This is a genomic window from Variovorax sp. FW305-3-2-15-B-LB1 (assembly GCF_058787635.1).
The window spans coordinates 77,829-95,494 of sequence record NZ_JBYSZY010000013.1; the positions used below are offsets into that span (position 1 = coordinate 77,829).

A 17,666-nucleotide genomic window follows, 5' to 3' on the forward strand; every position below is an offset into this window, starting at 1 on the left:
CCCATTCCCTATCACGCCCGCCCCATGACTTCGAACACCTCGCGCTCCCGGTTCTCGTTGACGGCCCTCTCCCTGGGCCTGGTCGCCCTGCTCGGGGCCTGTGCCAGCACACCGCCGCCCGGCAGCCGCAGCGTGAGCATCGAGCGCACCACCTTCGGCATCGCGCACATCACGGCGCCCGACTACGAAGGCCTGGCCTACGGCACCGCCTACGCGCACGCGCAGGACAACGTCTGCCAGACCGCCGAGCACCTGCTGACGCTGCGCGGCGACCGCGCGCAGTTCCTCGGGGCGCAGAACACCGGCGACTTCGGCCTGGGCCGCATGCCCAACGCGCAGATCGACCTGTTCGTGCGCTACCACATGGACGACGCGGCGCTGGCCCGCGCGGCGGCCACCACCAACGACGAGGTGAAGGCCGCGCTGCGCGGCTACGTGGCGGGCTACAACCGCTACCTGCAGGACGCGGGCCCGGGCGGCCTGCCCGAAGCCTGCCGCGGCAAACCCTGGGTGCGCCCGATGACGGCCGCCGACCTGGCGCGCGCCACCGAGCAATCGATGATCCAGGGCGGCCTGGGCGCACTGGCCGGCGCGGTGCTGGCCGCCGTGCCGCCGGCCCCGGGCGCAAGAACCGGTGCGGCGCCGGTCGCGCTCGAGCAGGCGGTGGCCGAGATCGGCCGCCACAGCTTCAACGCCAACCCCGAGGGCGGCGAGCTGGGCTCCAACGGCTGGGCCTTCGGGCGCAATGCCACGCCCGACGGCAAGGGCCTGCTGCTGGGCAACCCGCACTTCCCCTGGAACGGCACCAACCGCTTCTGGCAGATGCACCTGACCATCCCCGGCCAGCTCGACGTGATGGGCGCCACCGGCGGCCTGAGCCCGGTGGTGTCGATCGGCTTCAACAAGGACGTGGCCTGGACCCACACCGTGTCGACCGGCAAGCGCTTCACGCTGTACGAACTCAAGCTCGACCCCAACGACCCGACCGTGTACTGGGTCGACGGCCAGCCGAAGAAGATGGTCGCGCGCACCGTCGCACTGCCGGCCGCCGCCACGGCGGGCGGCGCGCCCGTGCAGCACACCTTCTACGCCACCGACTGGGGCCCCGTGGTCTCGCTGCCGCGCGCCGGCCTGGGCTGGACCGCCCAGAAGGCCTATGCGATCCGCGACGCCAACACGCTCAACGTGCGCTCGGCCGAAAGCTGGATGAAGATGGGCCGGGCCCGCAACGTTGCCGAGCTGCGCGCCGCCATGGGCAACCAGGGCATCCCGTGGATCAACACCCTGGCGGCCGACCGTGAAGGCAACGCGATGTACGCCGACCTGTCGGTGGTGCCCGACGTGTCGGCCGAGATGCTCAAGGCCTGCGCGCCCTCGCCGGCCGCCGCCGCGCTGCTCAACGCGGCCGGCCTGCCCGTGCTCGACGGCTCGCGCAGCGCCTGCGCCTGGCACCGCGATAGCAGCGCCGCTGCGCCCGGCATCATCGCGCCGGCCCGCATGCCGGTCGTCATCACGCCCGACTGGGTGCAGAACAGCAACGACAGCTTCTGGCTCAGCAACCCGCGCGTGCCGCCAATGGCCGGCGTGTCGCCGCTGGTCGGCCCCGTCGGCGTGCCGCAGCGGCTGCGTACGCGCAGCGGCATCATGGAAATCGAAGGCCGCCTGGCCGGCACCGACGGCCTGCCGGGCAACCGCATGGGCGCGGCCGAGCTGCGCAGCGTGATCTTCCGCGACAGGAACCTCGCCGGCATGCTGGTGATGGACGACCTGAAGGCCGCGTGCACCGCCACCGGCGCCGCGCTGAGCGCCGACCAGGCCCTGGGCTGCCGCGTGCTCTCCGCCTGGGACCGCACCAGCAACGCCGAGTCGAAGGGCGCGGCGCTGTTCCGCGAGTTCTGGCGCAAGGCCAAGGACCTGCCGAAGGTCTGGCGCGTGCCTTTCGACCCGGCGCAGCCCGTGACCACGCCCACCGGCCTGGACATGGCCACGCCCGCCACGCGCGAGGCGGTGTTCAAGGCGCTGGGCGACGCGGTCGGCACCGTGCGCACCGCCGGCTTCGCGCCCGACGTGGCGCTGGGCGTGCCGCAGTCGCGCACCGTGCGCGGCCAGAAGATCGCACTGCCCGGCGGCGACGAATTCGAAGGCGTGCTCAACAAGCTCGAATCGCAGGGCCAGCCGCTGATCGACCCGAGGGGCTACGCCATCAACTACGGCAGCAGCTACATGCAGGTCGTGACCTTCGACGCGCGCGGCCCCGTGGCGCAAGGCCTGCTCACCTACGGCCAGAGCAGCGACCCGGCCTCGCCGCGCGCCTACGACCAATTGCCGCTGTTCGCGGCCAAGCAGTGGCATCCGCTGCCCTTCCACCCGGCCGACGTGCAGGCGCAGCGCGAAGGCAAGCCGCTGCAGCTGGCGTACTGAACCATGTCCTCGACCACTGCTCCTTTTCCCGCCCACGCCGCTACGGGCATCGACCTGCTGAACCGCCTGGCCGCCGAGCAGCCGCTCGCCCCGGCCTGCGATCACTTCTACTTCCTGCGCCACGGCCAGACCGGGCGCAACGCGCTGCGCGTCTTCCAGGCGCCCGACGAGCCCCTGAGCGCGCTCGGCGAGCAGCAGGCGGTGCAGGCGGCCGAGCTGCTGGCCGGCGAGCCGATCGGCGCCATCGTGTGCAGCGACGCGCGCCGCGCCTTCGACACCGCCCACACCGTGGCGCGCGCCCTGGGCCTCGTGCCCAGCGCGCACGAGAACCTGCGCGAGCGCAACTTCGGCGCGCTCATCGGCACCTCGTCGGCCAACATCGACTGGGCCTGCGAGCCCGAGGGCGGCGAGACGCTGGCGCAGTTCGTCGACCGCAAGCGCCAGGCGCTGGCCGCCGCGCTCGCCGCGCAGCCCGCGCCGGTGCTGGTGGTGGCGCACGGCGGCACGCTCTACGCGCTGGCCGCGCTGCTGGGCGTGGCGGTCGATGCGAGCATCTTCGGCAACGCGCAACCCTTGCGCTTCACACGTGCCGGCCCCACATGGGCCGTGACGCCGCTGCAACAGCGGCAAGCCGACGGCGGAGCAGCCCTGGCCTGACCTGGCTCCCGGTTGATCTGTACGCCGTCCTGAAAGGAATCACCACCCACCATGGAATTCAAGGACTACTACAGCGCACTGGGCGTCGAACGCACCGCGTCCGACGACGAGGTGCGCAAGGCCTACCGCAAGCTCGCCCGCAAGTACCACCCCGACGTCAGCAAGGAGCCCGACGCCGAGCAGCGCATGCGCGACATCAACGAGGCCAAGGACGTGCTCGGCGACAAGGACAAGCGCGCCGCCTACGACGCGCTGGCCGACCGTGTCGCGCGCGGCGGCCGCCCCGACGGCAGCTTCGAGCCGCCGCCCGGCTGGGACACCGGCTACGAGTTTCACCGCGGCCCGCGCCAGGGCCCGGCCGACCACGCCGACTTCAGCGAGTTCTTCTCGTCGATGTTCGGCGACGCCGAGCGGCGCGGCGCCACGCGCCAGAACTACCGCGCGCGCGGCGAAGACCACCATGCGGCCATCGAGATCACGCTCGAAGACGCGCTGAACGGCGCCGAGCGCGAACTCACGCTGCGCGCCCAGACGATCGACGCACAGGGGCATCCGCAGTGGGAGAACCGCACGCTCGCCGTGAAGATCCCGCCCGGCGTGCACCCCGGCCAGTTCATCCGTCTCGCGGGCCAGGGCATGCCCGGCCACGGCGGCGAGCCGGCCGGCGACCTGTACCTCGAGGTGCGCATCGCGCCGCACAAGCTGTACCGCGTGGAAGAGCGCGACCTGTACATGACGCTGCCCATCACCCCCGCCGAAGCCGCGCTGGGCGCGCAAGTGCAGGTGCCCACGCCCACCGGCGGCGTGGTCGAGGTCACCGTGCCGCCCAACGCGCGCGGCGGCATGAAGCTGCGGCTCAAGGGTCGCGGCTTCGCGGGCAAGACGCCCGGCGACCTGTACCTGCTGCTCGAGATCGCACTGCCGCCCGCCGACAGCGAGGCCGCGCGCAACGCCTACGCGCAACTCGCGCAGGCGACCTCCTCGTTCAACCCCCGCCAGCACCTGGGAGTCTGAGCATGGCGAACTTTTCTTCCGTGACCACCACCACGGCCATCGGCGTCTCGCACCCGCTGGCCGCCAACGAACTGGCGCACGCCTGCGGCGCCGACACCGCCTGGGTCGTGCAGCTGGTCGAAGTGGGCATCGTGCAGGTCACCACGACCGACGCACCGCCCGAACGCTGGGAGTTTTCCAGCACCGACCTGCAGCACGCACTCGAAGCGCGCCGCCTCGAACGCGACTTCGGCGTGAACCTGGACGCCGCCGCGCTGATCCTCGATCTGCAGCATGAGGTGCGGCGGCTGAAGGCGGTGCTGCAGGCGCGCGGCGTGGGCTGAAAAGCGCCACGCGCGCGTCGCGGGTCGCGCACGTGCAATGACTGCCAGATCCGCACAGCCGCCCGCCATTTGCGAACAGGATCGGTGAGCCTGCGGCCCTAGATTGCCGCTGCCTGCGGAATTTCGCATGGCAGGCCGGCGCGCAGGCAACCCTTCACACACGCCCGGCCTCCTCACACAGGAGACAAGAAGGCATGACCTCGCACAGGCTGAAGACCGCGCTCGACGCAACGCTGCACCAGACCGTTCACCGCCACGGCGGCGCCCCCGGCGTCGTCGCGATGGCGACCGACCGCACGGGCAATTTCTACGAAGGCGCCGCCGGCACGCGCGAACTCGGGCTCGACCGGCCGATGGCCACCGACAGCGTGTTCGCCATCTTCTCGACCACCAAGGCGATCACGGGCACCTGCGTGATGCAGCTGGTCGAAGAGGGCAAGATTTCTCTCACCGACCCGGCCGGCGCCTACGTGCCCGAGATCGACGAACTGCAGGTGCTCGACGGCTTCGACGCCGACGGCCGGCCGCGCACGCACGCGCCGCGCCGGCGCATCACGGTCAACGACCTGATGCTGCACACCTCGGGCCTGGGCTACGAGTTCTTCAGCGAAGACGACCTGAAGTACCGCGCCGCGCTGAACATTCCCACGGTGGTGTCGGGCAGCTTCGAATCGATCCGCACCGTGCTGCTGCACGAGCCGGGCGCGGCCTGGACCTACGGCGCCAACATCGACTGGCTGGGCCGCATCGTCGAGCAGCAGCGCGGCAAGCGCCTGGGCGAGGTGATGAAGGAACGCGTCTTCGAGCCGCTGGGCATGCAGGACATCGGCTTCGGGATGTCCGAATCGATGAAGGCGCGCCGCGTGACCATCCACGACCGCGCCGCCGACGGCCGGCTCACGCCGCTGCCCGAGCTGGTGCTGCCCGAGCCACCGCCGATGGACATGGGCGGCCACGGCCTGTATGCCACCGTGGGCGAGTACATGAAGTTCATCCGCATGGTGCTGAACGACGGCGCCGGGCCGCACGGGCGCGTGCTCAAGGCCGACACGGTGCAGCGCATGGCGCAGGACGGCCTGGCCGCGATGGACCTGTCGGTGGGCGGCTGGCGCACGTCGGTGCCCGCGCTGAGCAACACGGGCGAGTTCCTGCCCGGCACCGACAAGGGCTGGGCCTACACCTTCATGACCAACCGCGAGCGCGCGCCCACGGGCCGCCCCGCGAACTCGCTGATGTGGGCGGGCCTGGCCAACAGCTTCTTCTGGATCGACCGCGAGAACGGCATCGGCGGCTACTGGGCGACGCAGATCCTGCCCTTCCAGGACTGCGCGAGCTACCCGGGCTTCGTGGCTTTCGAGACCGCGGTTTACCATCACCGTTGAGCCGTTGCCCCGGGGCGCGGCGCCTTCTTCTCCTTGAACCGAGGTGCGCGATGGATGCGATCCGCAACGTGCTGGTCACCGACGCCCGCGGGCAGCCGAGCGAGCGCCACCGCCTGGTGGCCTCGCACGACTGGGACGACATCCGGCGCTGGTCGGACCGCATCTACATGCCCTACCGCGTCACGCCCATCGGGCGGGCGCGCACGCCCGACTCGGTGCTCGACGCCACGCGCATCGGGCACTTCACGCTGAGCCGTTTCCACTACGGCATTCCGGTGAACATCAAGGACTTCTCGCCCGACAGCGGCGTCGGCATGGTGCTGACGACCGTGCGCGGCGCGGGCCGCCACTGGTCCGAAGCCAACGCCTATGCCGACACCGGCGTGGGCGACGCCTTCGTGGTCGACACCTCGCGCACGCACTACTGGGTGGACTTCGATGCCAACCACCTGCAGGTGAACCTCAGCTTCTCGCACGACGCGCTGGCCGCGCTGCACGCGCGCTGGTTCGGCGCGCCCGCCGACGAGCGGCTGTGGACGCGCAAGTTCAAGTTCGGCGGCGCCCATTCGAGCTGGATCGCGCTGCTGTCGTATGCGTGCCGCTGCGTCACCGAGCTGCCCGAGGCGGTCGACAGCGGCCCGCTGGGACGGCACCTCGAGGAGATGATCGGCGTGCACGTGCTGACCCAGTGGCGCGAGCAGCTGGAGCACCCGGCCGAGGCCGTGCAGCACCGCATGGCGCCGCGGCATGTGCTGGCGGTCGAGCGCCACATCCGCGAGCACGCCCAGCACGCGCCCACGCTCGGCGAACTGGCGAGCGTGGCGGGTGTCAGCGTGCGCACGCTGAACAGCGCCTTTCGCGAATACCGCCAGGCCACGCCGATGCGCGCGCTGCGCGAACAGCGCCTGCAGGGCGTGCGCGCCGAACTGCTGATGGCCGACGCCGACGCCGGCGCGACGGTGCGCTCGGTGGCGCAGGCGTGGGGCTATGCCAACTTCGGCCTGTTCGCCGCGGCCTACCAGCAGCGCTTCGGCGAGCTGCCTTCGGCCACGCTGCGCGCGCGCAAGACCGGCTGAACCTTCATCTGATCTTCAGCTTGGGGCGCGTTGCCGCTCCCACAATTCCAGCGGGCGGGACACCTCGCCTTGCCTGGGAACCCCGGTCGCCTACGCCGCCGGGAAATCCCCCTCCCCATGGATTCAGGCATCGCATTCGGGCCTGGATGCGACCGATGCCGAGCACCTCTTGAGCGAATGAACAACCCTCGCCCGTCCCTCTTCCCGGCCTGCGCGTCGATCGCGGCCACCTTTGTCCTCACGGCCTGCGCCGCCTCCATCCGGCCGGCCAGCGACGACCCCGACGTCGTGCAGGAGCAGGCCCTGCAGCAGTCGCTGTCGCTGAACCACCGCATGACGCTGCAGCGCCGACTCGACGACGTGGCGATCCCGCTCCTGGAGCGCAGCGCGCCGTTCTGCGGCGGCGACGTGCGGGCCAGCCTAGGCGCGCACATCGCCAGCCTGTGGAGCTTCGAGAAGGAAGAACGCGCGGCGGCAAAACAGACCCTGCACCTGGACGACCGGCTGAGCGTGCTGTGGACGCTCGACAGGAAGCAGGCGCCGGCCACGCCCCTGCGCGCTGGCGACGTCCTGCTCTCTGTGGGCGGCAAGCCGCTGCCTGCGGGCGAGAAAGGGATCGACCGGCTCAACGACGTGCTGATCGACGCCGCGCGCGCCAAGCCCGCCAAACGCGAAGGCTGGCTCGACGCCGTGGTGCAGCGCGAGGGCCAGTCGACGGCGCTGCGCCTGCCCTACACCACGGCGTGCAACTACACCGCCGTCACGCGCATGAAGAACGAAGTCCATGCGGAGAACGACGGGCACGAGATCGTCGTCAACTCGGCGCTGATGCGCTTCTTTCCCGACAACCGCGACCTCGCGATCGTGCTGGGGCACGAGCTGGCCAACGGCGTGCTGTCGCATGGCGGCAAGACGCGCGCGGTGGGCATCGCGGCCGGCATCGTGGATGGCGCGCTGGGCGGCACCGGGCTGGCGCAAGAGGCGCTGTCGTCGCCCTTCTCCCAGCAGTTCGACGCCGAGGCCGACTACCTCGGCCTCTACATGGTGGCCGCGGCGGGCTACGACATCGACGGCGCCGAACGGATCTGGCGCGAGCTCGGGGTGCACACGGCCGGGGCGAAAAAGAAGAGCTTCATGAGCGCCCCGCCGAGCTCCGCCAAACGCTTCGTCGCGATGCGGCGCACCATCACGGAGATCCAGGCCAAGACGAAGAACGGGGCACCGCTCGTGCCCCTGGCGACATCGAAGTCCTGATCGCTCCGGCGCCGGCCACTACTGCATCTGCTGCAGGTTGCCGATGCGCACCAGCATCTCGGTGAACATCTGCATGTCGGCGTCGAGGTCGGGCACTTCCTTGTATTCCTTGGCGTTGTGCGCCGTGTACTTCTTGCCGGGCATCGCGGGGCCGAAGTTGATGGCGTTGGGCATCAGCTTGGCCGTGGTGCTGCCGGCGGTGGGCACGGGCTTGGCTTCGAGGCCGGTGGTGTCGCCGAAGATGTTGAGCAGGGTCGAGAGCCACGCGCCCTTCGGGTCGCGCGCCATCCAGTTGCCCTGGTCGTAGGCCAGCTCCAGCTTCACCTGGCTGGCCGTGGCCCAGCCGTTGACCTTGGCCGCCACCTGCGCCTTCAGTTCGTCGGGCGTGCGCCCGCGCGGCATGCGCACGTTGGCCGTCACCTCGAGGCGGCCGTCGGCGCCCATGCGCACCAGCGTGGGCGAAATCGTGAGCGGACCCATGAAGTCGTCCTGGTAGCCCAGCCCCATCTTCTCGCCGAGGTAGCCGGTGCCGTAGAGCGCGTCGATGTACTGCACGGCGCGCAGGTAGGGGTTGGCGGCCAGCGGCACGCCGGACTCCTTCAGGAACAGCGCCAGGCGCGGCACGGGGTTCACGCCCTCTTCGGGCCGCGAGCCGTGGGCCGACGTACCGGTGACCTTCAGCTCGACGGCCTCGGCGCCGCGCGCGATGTCGATCGCGAACTTGCCGCCCTGGCCTTCGTACTTCCGCACGAAGGCGGCCTTGGCGGCCTCGAGCTTCGCGGCCACGGCCGCGAGGTCGCCGCCCTTGAGCGTGGCGGTCGCGGTCTGCGGAATGGCGTTGGCCGAGGCCGCGCCGCTCATCGCGGTGATGGCGGTCGCGGCGGGGTCGGCCGCTTCCGCGGGGAAGAACACCTTGAGCGCGCCCGAGCCCTTCTCGGCCACGACCGCGGGGTACTTGCTGTCGAGCACGATGTTGTAGGCCGGCAGCGGCGTCTTGTCGCGGTAGTACTGCATCGCGTCGCCGCCGGTTTCCTCGGTGGTCTCGATCATCAGGCGCACGCCGCGCTCCACTGGCAGGCCGCTGTCCTTCACGGCCTTCATGGCGTAGAGCACGGCGGCGATGGAGCCCTTGTCGTCGATGGTGCCGCGTCCGTAGAGGAAGTCGCCCACGCGCGTCATCGCGAAGGGATCGAGGCGCGTGCCGTCGTCGAGCACCCATTCGGACAGCACGGCCGGCACCACGTCGGCGTGCGTGAGGATGCCGAACTCCTCGCTGCCGCGGCCCTTCAGGCTCACTTCGAAGATGCGGCCGTCGACGTTGCGGTAGCCGAGCCCGAAGTCCTTCGCCATCTTCTCGACCAGCTGGCCGAACGCGACCATCGGCGGGCTCTCGTGCGGCGGCACCTGCACGTTGCGCACGGTGGGCAGCGCCACCATCGTGCCGATGCTGGCGATCACGGCCTGCTGGTTCTGCAGCCGGTTGTACAGGCCGAGCAGGCGCGCGATGTTGACGAGGTCGTCGCCCGCCAGCGCCTTGCCGCCGGTGTAGGCCGCCACGCTGGCCTGCAGCGCGGGCTGGGCCTGCGCGGCCTGGGCCAGGAAGGCCTTGAAATCGGGCGCCGTGCGGCCGCCCTTCCAGGCGGCGGCGAGCTGGTCGAGCGCGGGCTTCTTGAGGGTCTCGGCACCGGCCGGGACAGCGACGGCGAGCGCCATGAAAGCCAGCGAAAGCGCCGACAATGAAAAACGAGACTGCTGCATCAGGGTCACCCCCTCATTCCGAAAACATTCCCCGACGATAGCCGAGCCATGCCTCACGACGACAGCCAATCTTCGCCCCCGCGATGCGCCTGGGCCCGCACCGATCCGCTGCTGGCCAGCTACCACGACGCCGAATGGGGCGTGCCCGAACGCGACAGCCGCGCGCTGTGGGAAAAGCTGATGCTCGACGGCTTCCAGGCCGGCCTGTCGTGGCTCACCATCCTGCGCAAGCGCGACGCCTTCCGCGCGGCCTTCGAGGGTTTCGTGCCCGAGACGGTGGCGCGTTTCACGCCGGCCGACGTCGAGCGCCTCATGCAGGACGCGGGCATCGTGCGCTCGCGCGCCAAGATCGAAGCCGCCATCGGCAACGCCAAGGCCTACCTCGCGATGCAGGCGGCGGGCGAAGATTTCTCTGATTTCGTCTGGGGCCTGGCGGGCGGCCAGCCGGTCGTCAACACCACGGGCACGGTGCCCACGCAGACGCCGCTGTCCGAAACGATGTCGAAGGCACTGAAGCAACGCGGCTTCAAGTTCGTCGGGCCGGTGATCGTCTACGCCTGGATGCAGGCCACGGGCATCGTCGACGACCACGCGCCCGACTGCCATTGCCACCGCAGCCATCGGCGCGCCTGAGCACAGCACAGACGTGAAAAAAACCGGACGGTGCTATTGCACGGTCCGGTTCTTTCGGGTGGTGGTCTTGCTAACCGAGGCGGCTTGCGCCGCCGTCGATCACAGGCCAGCCTGGCGCGTGAAGCTGCGTGCCTGCGAGGGGATCACGCTGCCGGCGAAGGATTCGCGGCGCAGGTTCTGGCCGGGAGCGTGGGCGGCTGCCACGGCTTCGGCGCGGACCGAAGCGCGGTCCACCGACGAGGCCAGCACGGGGGCCACGCTGGCCGACCCGGCGTCGCTGTATTCGTTGCCGGCACGGGCGGCGGCCACGGCTTGCGGTGCCACGTCGGCACGGCTGTAGCCGGAGGTCACGGCGTGAACGCCTTCGTAGGTCTCTGCGTGGGCGGCGCCAGCGGCGGCGAGCAGGGAGAGAGCGGCGGCGGCGAGGATGTTCGAGGTCTTCATTTCAATTCCTTCTTGATCGGGCTTTGGATGCCCTGAAGTGTGCGCCAAATTCCTAGGGTAAACCCCAGTCAATCTGAATCGCAGTGTTCACGGAATTGAAACAATCACGGGGAACTTTCCGACATGCGGGGTTCGCGTGAAACTTTTTCGTACAAACGCCCCAGAGTTTGCAAACTTTGGCGCGCTTTCGTCAAGTCTCAGGGCCGCCCCCAGCTGCGCACCAGCGTGCGGATCGCGACCGCGCCACTGCCCTTGACCTCGGCACGGTAGCTGCCCAGCAGCGCCTCGCGCTCGGCGGCGGCCTGCGGTTCGTTGCGCCAGGCGAGCAAGGCGGCCACGTCGGCGTCGGGCAGCGCCAGCAGCAGCGCCTGCGTGACCAGCTTTTCGAACTCGCGCGCCACGGTCATCAGGTTGCGCGGTCGCGGCGAGGTCACGCCGCGCGACCAGAGCGAGTCGAGCGCAGTGTCGAGCGTGCGGTCGGGCAGCGAACTGAACTGCCCGGCATTCCCGCGCGCCAGCTGCTTGACCACCGCGCTCATGAGCAGCTGGCTCGAGAAATCGATCTCGCGCGCCTCGGCCACCGTCATGCGCGCCAGCAGTTCGACGCGCGCCGGGTCGGCCGGCCGTGCGTGCTGCTGATGGAAGAAGGTCACCTTGGCGGGCTCGTCCATCGCGGCGTAGTCGGCGCGCAGCTTCGCCAGGCGTGCCACGGCCTCCAGCACCTGGGGCGCCGGCGCGGCGGCGCCCTGCCCGGCCGCCGCCACGTCCTGCCGGATCGCGGTCACCGAGGCGTTCACGTCGAAGGCGCGGCCGGCCGCCACGTCGAGCGACTGCAAAGCCTTGTCGGCGATGGCCAGGTCAGGCGGTTCCAGCAGTTCGCGCGCACCGCGCGACACGGCGCCGGGGCCGTAGGCGTTCTGGTAGCGCGCCTGCACGCCCTCGAACTGGAGCAAGGCCTGCGCGCGGTCCTGCGTCCACCCCGTCAAGGGGGCAAGGAGCAACGACAGCAACAAGAGGCAACGGGGCGACGACAGGCGGGACAGCAAGGACATCCCGCATTATTGGCACGCCGCGATCCCGCGCCCTTCATCAGGCCTGCGCCAGCTCCCCGCGCAGCAGCTTCGCGGCCGCCACCATGTTCGACAGCGCCGCCTCGGTCTCGGGCCAGCCGCGGGTCTTGAGGCCGCAGTCGGGGTTGATCCAGAGGTTCTCGCCCGGCACCACCTGCGCGGCCTTGCGCATGAGGCGCACGATCTCGTCGACCGAGGGCACGCGCGGCGAGTGGATGTCGTACACGCCCGGGCCGATCTCGTTCGGGTAGCGAAAGCCGCCCTCGCCGCCGAAGCCGCGGAGCAGCTCCATGTCCGAGCGGCTGGTCTCGATGGTGATCACGTCGGCGTCCATCGCCGCGATCTCCGGCAGGATGTCGTTGAACTCCGAATAGCACATGTGGGTGTGGATCTGCGTCTGGTCGCGCACGCCCGAGGCGCTGATGCGGAAGGCGCGCGTGGCCGCCTTCAGGTACGCGGGCCAGCCCGCGCGGCGCAGCGGCAGGCCTTCGCGGATGGCAGGCTCGTCGATCTGGATGATGCCAATGCCCGCGCCCTCGAGGTCGTTCACCTCGTCGCGGATCGCCCACGCGATCTGCTCGCAGGTGGTGGCGCGCGGCTGGTCGTCGCGCACGAAGGACCACTGCAGGATGGTCACGGGGCCGGTCAGCATGCCCTTCATCGGCAGCGTCGTGAGGCTCTGCGCGTACGCGGTCCATTCGACCGTCATCGGCGCCGGGCGCGCCACGTCGCCAAAGATCACCGGCGGCTTCACGCAGCGCGAGCCGTATGACTGCACCCAGCCGTTGGCCGTGAAGGCGAAGCCGTCGAGCTGCTCGCCGAAGTACTCGACCATGTCGTTGCGCTCGGCCTCGCCATGCACCAGCACATCGATGCCCAGTTCTTCCTGCTTGCGCACGGCGAGCGCGATCTCGGCGCGCATCTTCTCGCGGTAGCCGGCCGCATCGAGCTCGCCGCGCTTGAAGGCGGCGCGGGCCGCGCGGATCTCGGCGGTCTGCGGGAAAGAGCCGATGGTGGTGGTCGGCAACGCGGGCAGTGCGAAACGCGTGCGCTGCAGCTGCTGGCGCTGCGGGAAAGCGGACACGCGGCGGTCGTCGCCGGCCACGCTGCGCGCCAGGCGCAGCGCCACGTCGGCGCGGTGCACGCGCGGGCTGGCGCGGCGCGCGGCCGCGGCGGCACGGGCGGCCGTGAGTTCGGCGGCCACCGAGGCTTCGTCGCCATCGACAGCCGCACACAGCACGCGCAACTCATCGAGCTTCTCGATCGCGAAGGCGAGCCACGATTTCAGTTCGGTGTCGAGCTTCGTCTCGGCCGCGAGGCTGAACGGCACATGCAGCAGCGAGCACGACGGCGCGATCCACAGTTCGCCCTGGTGCTTCTCGGCCACGGGCCTGAGCTTGCCCAGCGCCACATCGACATCGGTGCGCCAGATGTTGCGGCCGTCGACCACGCCGACCGACAGCACCTTGTGCGCCGGCAGCCAGTCGGCCACGCCGGTCAGCTCCTGCGGTGCGCGCACGGCATCGACGTGCAGGCCGGCCACGGGCAGCTGACAGGCCAGGCGCAGGTTCTCGGACAGCGGCGAGAAGTAGCTCGCCAGCAGCAGCTTCGGCGCATTGCGCGCGATCTGCCAGTACACGCGTTCGAAGGCATTGCGCCAGGCCTCGGGCAGGTCGAGGCCCAGAATCGGCTCGTCGATCTGCACCCACTCCACGCCCTGCTGCTTGAGCCGGCCGAGCACCTGCTCGTACACGGGCAGCAGCGATTCGAGCAGCGAGAAGCGGTCGAAGCCGGCCGCCTTTTCCTTGCCCAGGTACAGGAAGCTCAGCGGCCCGAGCAGCACGGCCTTGACCGCGTGGCCGGCCTGCTGCGCCTGCGCGACCTCGTCGAACAGGCGCGTCGACGCCAGCCTGAACTGCGTGGCCGCATCGAACTCGGGCACGAGGTAGTGGTAGTTGGTGTCGAACCACTTGGTCATCTCGAGCGCGAAGGTGCCTTCGGCGCCGTGGGTGCAGCTGTCGTCGTGCACATGGCCCGCCTCGTCTTCCACCCCGCGCGCCATCTTGAAGTAGCGCGACAGCTCGGGCTCGTCGCCGCTGAAGCCGAAGCGCGCCGGCTCGCAGCCCAGCAGCTGGATGTGGTTGGCCACGTGATCGTAGAAGGCGAAGTCGCCCACGGTCACGAAGTCGAGCCCCGCGTCGCGCTGCGCCTGCCAGTGGCGCGCACGCAGCGCCTCGCCGACGGCTTCGAGCGCGGCGTGGCCGGTTTCGCCGCGCCAGTGCTTCTCGAGGGCGAACTTGAGTTCCCGGTGGGCGCCCATGCGCGGAAAGCCGAGGATGTGGGTACGGGTGGTCATTGCAGGTAATCCGGTCGCTGGTCTTGGAAACCGGTGATGGTCGGCGTTTGGCGCATATGATTCAAACGAAACCTTTTGCCCGTTCGCTTGAATCATTTTCATGATGCAGTCCATCCTCGAGATCCGCCACCTGCGCACGCTGGCCGCGTTGCGCGACACCGGCAGCCTGGTGCGCGCGGCGCAGCTGCTCAACCTCACGCAGTCGGCGCTGTCGCACCAGATCAAGCTGCTCGAAGAGCGCTACGGCGCGCAGCTGTTCGAACGCAAGTCGGTGCCGCCGCAGTTCAGCACCACGGGGCTGCGGCTGTTGCAGCTGGCCGACACCGCGCTGCCGCTCGTCGAAGAGGCCGAGCGCGACGTGGCGCGGCTGGCGTTGGGACGCAGCGGGCAGCTGCGCATCGTGGTCGAGTGCCACACCTGCTTCGACTGGCTGATGCCCGCGATGGACGCCTTCCGCCAGCGCTGGCCCGAGATCGAACTCGACATCGTCTCGGGCTTCCACCCCGACCCGATCGCGCTCGTGATGCAGAACCGCGCCGAGGTGGCGATCGTCTCCGAGGAAGACCCCGATGAAACGGTCGACTACCACGCGCTCTTCCGCTTCGAGATCGTCGCGCTGCTGGCCAACGACCATGCGCTGACGGCCAAGCCGCACCTCACGGCCCGGCACTTCGCCGACCAGACGCTCATCACCTACCCCGTGCCCGACGAGATGCTCGACATCGTGCGCCAGGTGCTGGCACCCGCCGGCGTCGAGCCCGCGCACCGGCGCACGACCGAGCTCACGGTGGCGATGCTGCAGCTGGTGGCCAGCGGGCGCGGCGTGGCCACGCTGCCGCTGTGGGCGGTGCAGAATTACCTCGACCGCGGCTACGTCACGGCGCGCCGCGTGGGCGCCCGGGGCCTGACGGGGCGGCTGTACATGGCCTGCACGCAGGCCACCTCGGCGCGGCCCTGGCTGGACGACTTCGTGCGCGTCACGCGCGAAAGCTGCTTCAAGAGCCTGCCGGGGATCGAATTGCTGTGAACCCGAGGGCGGGAGGATCACGTCCGAATCCGGCCAGTGCGTGGTGGTGCACGGCCTGAAGATCGACCACCACCACGGATCGCCTCATGACAACGCCGAACACGCCCGACTCCCCCGCCGCGCCGCGCCAGCGCTTCTTCCACGGCTGGCTCGTGGTCGCCGGCGCCTTCGCCGTGATGTTCGTGGGCTTCGGCTGCGCCTACACCTTCAGCGCCTTCCTCGATGCGCTGCAGCGCGACTTCGGCGCCTCGCGCGGCGAGGTGTCGCTGGTGTTCTCGCTCGCGGGCTTCCTGTACTTCGGGCTCGGCGTGTTCAGCGGCCCGCTGGCCGACCGCTGGGGCGCGCGGCGGCTGGCGGTCGCAGGCATGGTGCTGGTCGGCCTCGGGCTGGTGCTCGCGGGGCAGGCGCGCAGCCTGACGCAGATCTTCTGGGCCTACGGACTCGGTGTCGGCCTTGGCGTGGGCGCCTCATACGTGCCCGTGCTGGGCGCGGTGCAGCGCTGGTTCGTGCGCCAGCGCGGCTTCGCCTCCGGGCTCGCCGTGAGCGGCATCGGCGTGGGCACGCTGGCCATGCCGCCACTGGCCTCGTGGTTCATCGACACGCTGGGCTGGCGCGACGCCTACCTGGCGCTCGGCGTGCTCGCGGCCGTGGTGGGCGTGGGCATGGCGCTGCTGGTGGAGAACGACCCGCGCGCACGCGGCCTCGGGCCTGATGGCGATCCACCGCAGGCGCAGGCTTCCACCGCGCTGCCGCCCGGCGCCTCGGTGCGCGAGGCCGTGGGCTCCGGCCGTTTCGCGGGGCTGTACGCGGCCTGCCTCATCAGCTCGTTCGGCTTGTTCGTGCCCTTCGTGCACCTGGTGCCCTACGCGCTCGACCACGGCGTGGCCGCGTCGTCGGCGGTGCTGCTGCTCGGCGCGATCGGCGTGGGCAGCACGGCGGGCCGCTTCTTCCTGGGCGGGCTGGCCGACCGCATGGGCCGGGACCATGCGCTGCCGCTGATGTCGGCGGGCATGGCGCTGTCGCTGGTGGTGTGGGCCGTGTCGGGCGGGTTTTGGGGGCTGGCCCTGTTCGCCTTCGCCTACGGCGTGTTCTACGGCGGCTTCGTGGCGCTGCTGCCCGCGCTGGTGATGGACTGGTTCGGCGGGCGCCACATCGGCGCGATCATCGGCATCCTGTACACCAGCGTGGCCATCGGCACGCTGATCGGGCCGAGCGCCGCGGGCTTCGCCTTCGACCTCACGCGCAGCTACCTGCTGCCGATCCTCGTGGCGATCGGCGCCAACCTCGTGGCGGCCGGCCTGCTGCTCGCGATGGCGCGGCGCGGCCGGCGCGCCGTTCAGCCGGCTTTCTGAACCAGCTTCAGCACGCTCGAGAAATCGAGCGCGCCGTGGCCCGCGAGGCTGTGCGCCGCGTACAGGCTGCGCGCCAGGCCGCCCAGCGGCGTGGCCGCGCGCACGGCGGTGGCGTTTTCCTGCGCCAGGCCCAGGTCCTTGAGCATCAGGTCGGTGCCGAAGCCGCCGGCGTAGTTCTTCGAGGCCGGCGCGGCTTCCATCACGCCGGGCACGGGGTTGTACTTCTCGAGCGCCCAGTTGCCGCCCGAGCTGCGGCGCATGATTTCGGACAGCACCTTCGGGTCGAGCCCGTTGGCCACGCCCAGCGCGAGCGCTTCCGAGGTGCCGATCATCAAAATGCCGAGCAGCATGTTGTTGCAGATCTTGGCGGTCTGCCCCGCGCCGGCCGCGCCGGCGTGGAAGATGTTGGCGCCCATCTTCTCGAGCACCGGGCGCGCGCGCTCCAGGTCCTTGGTCTCGCCGCCGACCATGAAGGTCAGCGTGCCGGCAATGGCGCCGCCGGTGCCGCCCGACACGGGCGCATCGATCATCGCGACGCCCTTGGCGGCGGCGGCCTCGGCCACCTTGCGCGAGGTGGCGGCGGCGATCGTGCTGCTGTCGATCACGAGCGTGCCGGCCTGGATGCTGTCGAGCAGGCCGGGCTTGCCGGCGCCGCCGAGGAACAGGCCCTCGACGTGCGCGCTGGCGGGCAGCATGCTGATCACCACCTCGGCGCCGGCCACGGTCTCGGCCGCCGACTTGGCGATGGGCAGGCCTTCGGCAGCGAACTTCTTGCAGGCTTCGGCCGAGAGGTCGAAGGCGCTGAGCGTGTGACCTGCCTTGTGCAGGTTCAGGGCCATCGGGCCGCCCATGTTGCCCAGGCCGATGAATGCGATCTTCATGTGTCTTGTCTCCGTTGT

Annotated in this window: 15 protein-coding genes; 10 read left to right on the plus strand and 5 right to left on the minus strand. The window is 70.4% G+C overall.

All coding sequences use genetic code 11. The features are described 5' to 3' along the window. Positions 1–24 precede the first annotated feature (24 nt). The 7 genes from AC3WQR_RS10940 (at position 25) to AC3WQR_RS10970 (ending at position 8,127) form a co-directional block, all read left to right on the plus strand. Entirely contained in the window at positions 25–2,421 is a 2,397-nt protein-coding gene (locus AC3WQR_RS10940; protein WP_492742038.1) for a penicillin acylase family protein, read from the plus strand. A 3-nt stretch (positions 2,422–2,424) separates the two neighbouring features. Then, complete coding sequence (locus AC3WQR_RS10945) at positions 2,425–3,078, plus strand: histidine phosphatase family protein (RefSeq protein WP_492742039.1); 654 nt, start codon at positions 2,425–2,427, stop codon at positions 3,076–3,078. Between the two features lie 51 nt (positions 3,079–3,129). Continuing rightward, positions 3,130–4,092 carry a DnaJ C-terminal domain-containing protein gene (locus tag AC3WQR_RS10950; RefSeq protein WP_492678367.1) on the plus strand — a complete coding sequence of 321 codons (963 nt, stop codon included), beginning with the start codon at positions 3,130–3,132 and terminating at the stop codon, positions 4,090–4,092. Between the two features lie 2 nt (positions 4,093–4,094). Continuing rightward, entirely contained in the window at positions 4,095–4,415 is a 321-nt protein-coding gene (locus AC3WQR_RS10955; RefSeq protein WP_492742040.1) for a chaperone modulator CbpM, read from the plus strand. A gap of 194 nt (positions 4,416–4,609) precedes the next feature. Then, positions 4,610–5,797, plus strand: coding sequence for a serine hydrolase domain-containing protein (locus AC3WQR_RS10960; RefSeq protein WP_492742041.1), 1,188 nt, complete (start codon positions 4,610–4,612; stop codon positions 5,795–5,797). Between the two features lie 50 nt (positions 5,798–5,847). Next, positions 5,848–6,873, plus strand: coding sequence for an AraC family transcriptional regulator (locus AC3WQR_RS10965; RefSeq protein WP_492742042.1), 1,026 nt, complete (start codon positions 5,848–5,850; stop codon positions 6,871–6,873). 177 nt (positions 6,874–7,050) lie between these two features. After that, entirely contained in the window at positions 7,051–8,127 is a 1,077-nt protein-coding gene (locus tag AC3WQR_RS10970) for a M48 family metalloprotease (RefSeq protein ID WP_492742043.1), read from the plus strand. Positions 8,128–8,145: 18 nt separating this feature from the next. On the opposite strand, the gene AC3WQR_RS10975 is transcribed toward AC3WQR_RS10970, so the two are convergent. Beyond that, complete coding sequence (locus tag AC3WQR_RS10975) at positions 8,146–9,885, minus strand: dipeptidase (protein WP_492742044.1); 1,740 nt, start codon at positions 9,883–9,885, stop codon at positions 8,146–8,148. Positions 9,886–9,933: 48 nt separating this feature from the next. Here AC3WQR_RS10975 and AC3WQR_RS10980 point away from each other — a divergent pair, with 48 nt between their 5' ends. After that, on the plus strand, positions 9,934–10,518 hold the full coding sequence (locus AC3WQR_RS10980; RefSeq protein ID WP_062481856.1) for a DNA-3-methyladenine glycosylase I: 585 nt from the start codon (positions 9,934–9,936) through the stop codon (positions 10,516–10,518). A 99-nt stretch (positions 10,519–10,617) separates the two neighbouring features. Here the strand turns inward: AC3WQR_RS10980 and AC3WQR_RS10985 are convergent, their stop codons facing one another. From AC3WQR_RS10985 to metE, 3 genes are all read right to left on the minus strand, one after another. Further along, entirely contained in the window at positions 10,618–10,962 is a 345-nt protein-coding gene (locus tag AC3WQR_RS10985) for an alpha/beta hydrolase (protein WP_492742045.1), read from the minus strand. Positions 10,963–11,159: 197 nt separating this feature from the next. Beyond that, positions 11,160–12,014: a hypothetical protein gene (locus AC3WQR_RS10990; RefSeq protein WP_492742046.1), complete on the minus strand. Its 855-nt coding sequence runs from the start codon at positions 12,012–12,014 to the stop codon at positions 11,160–11,162. A 37-nt stretch (positions 12,015–12,051) separates the two neighbouring features. After that, positions 12,052–14,388 carry a 5-methyltetrahydropteroyltriglutamate--homocysteine S-methyltransferase gene (metE, locus tag AC3WQR_RS10995; RefSeq protein WP_492742047.1) on the minus strand — a complete coding sequence of 779 codons (2,337 nt, stop codon included), beginning with the start codon at positions 14,386–14,388 and terminating at the stop codon, positions 12,052–12,054. 100 nt (positions 14,389–14,488) lie between these two features. Between metE and AC3WQR_RS11000 the strand changes: the two genes are divergently transcribed. Both AC3WQR_RS11000 and AC3WQR_RS11005 read left to right on the plus strand, forming a co-directional pair. Next, positions 14,489–15,415 (plus strand): LysR family transcriptional regulator, encoded by a 927-nt coding sequence (locus AC3WQR_RS11000; RefSeq protein WP_062476461.1) that lies wholly within the window; start codon positions 14,489–14,491, stop codon positions 15,413–15,415. Between the two features lie 86 nt (positions 15,416–15,501). Further along, positions 15,502–16,767: an MFS transporter gene (locus AC3WQR_RS11005; RefSeq protein ID WP_492742048.1), complete on the plus strand. Its 1,266-nt coding sequence runs from the start codon at positions 15,502–15,504 to the stop codon at positions 16,765–16,767. On the opposite strand, the gene mmsB is transcribed toward AC3WQR_RS11005, so the two are convergent. After that, positions 16,752–17,648, minus strand: coding sequence for a 3-hydroxyisobutyrate dehydrogenase (gene mmsB, locus AC3WQR_RS11010; protein ID WP_354347717.1), 897 nt, complete (start codon positions 17,646–17,648; stop codon positions 16,752–16,754). The two genes, AC3WQR_RS11005 and mmsB, sit on opposite strands and share 16 nt — an antisense overlap. Between the last annotated feature and the right edge of the window lie 18 nt (positions 17,649–17,666).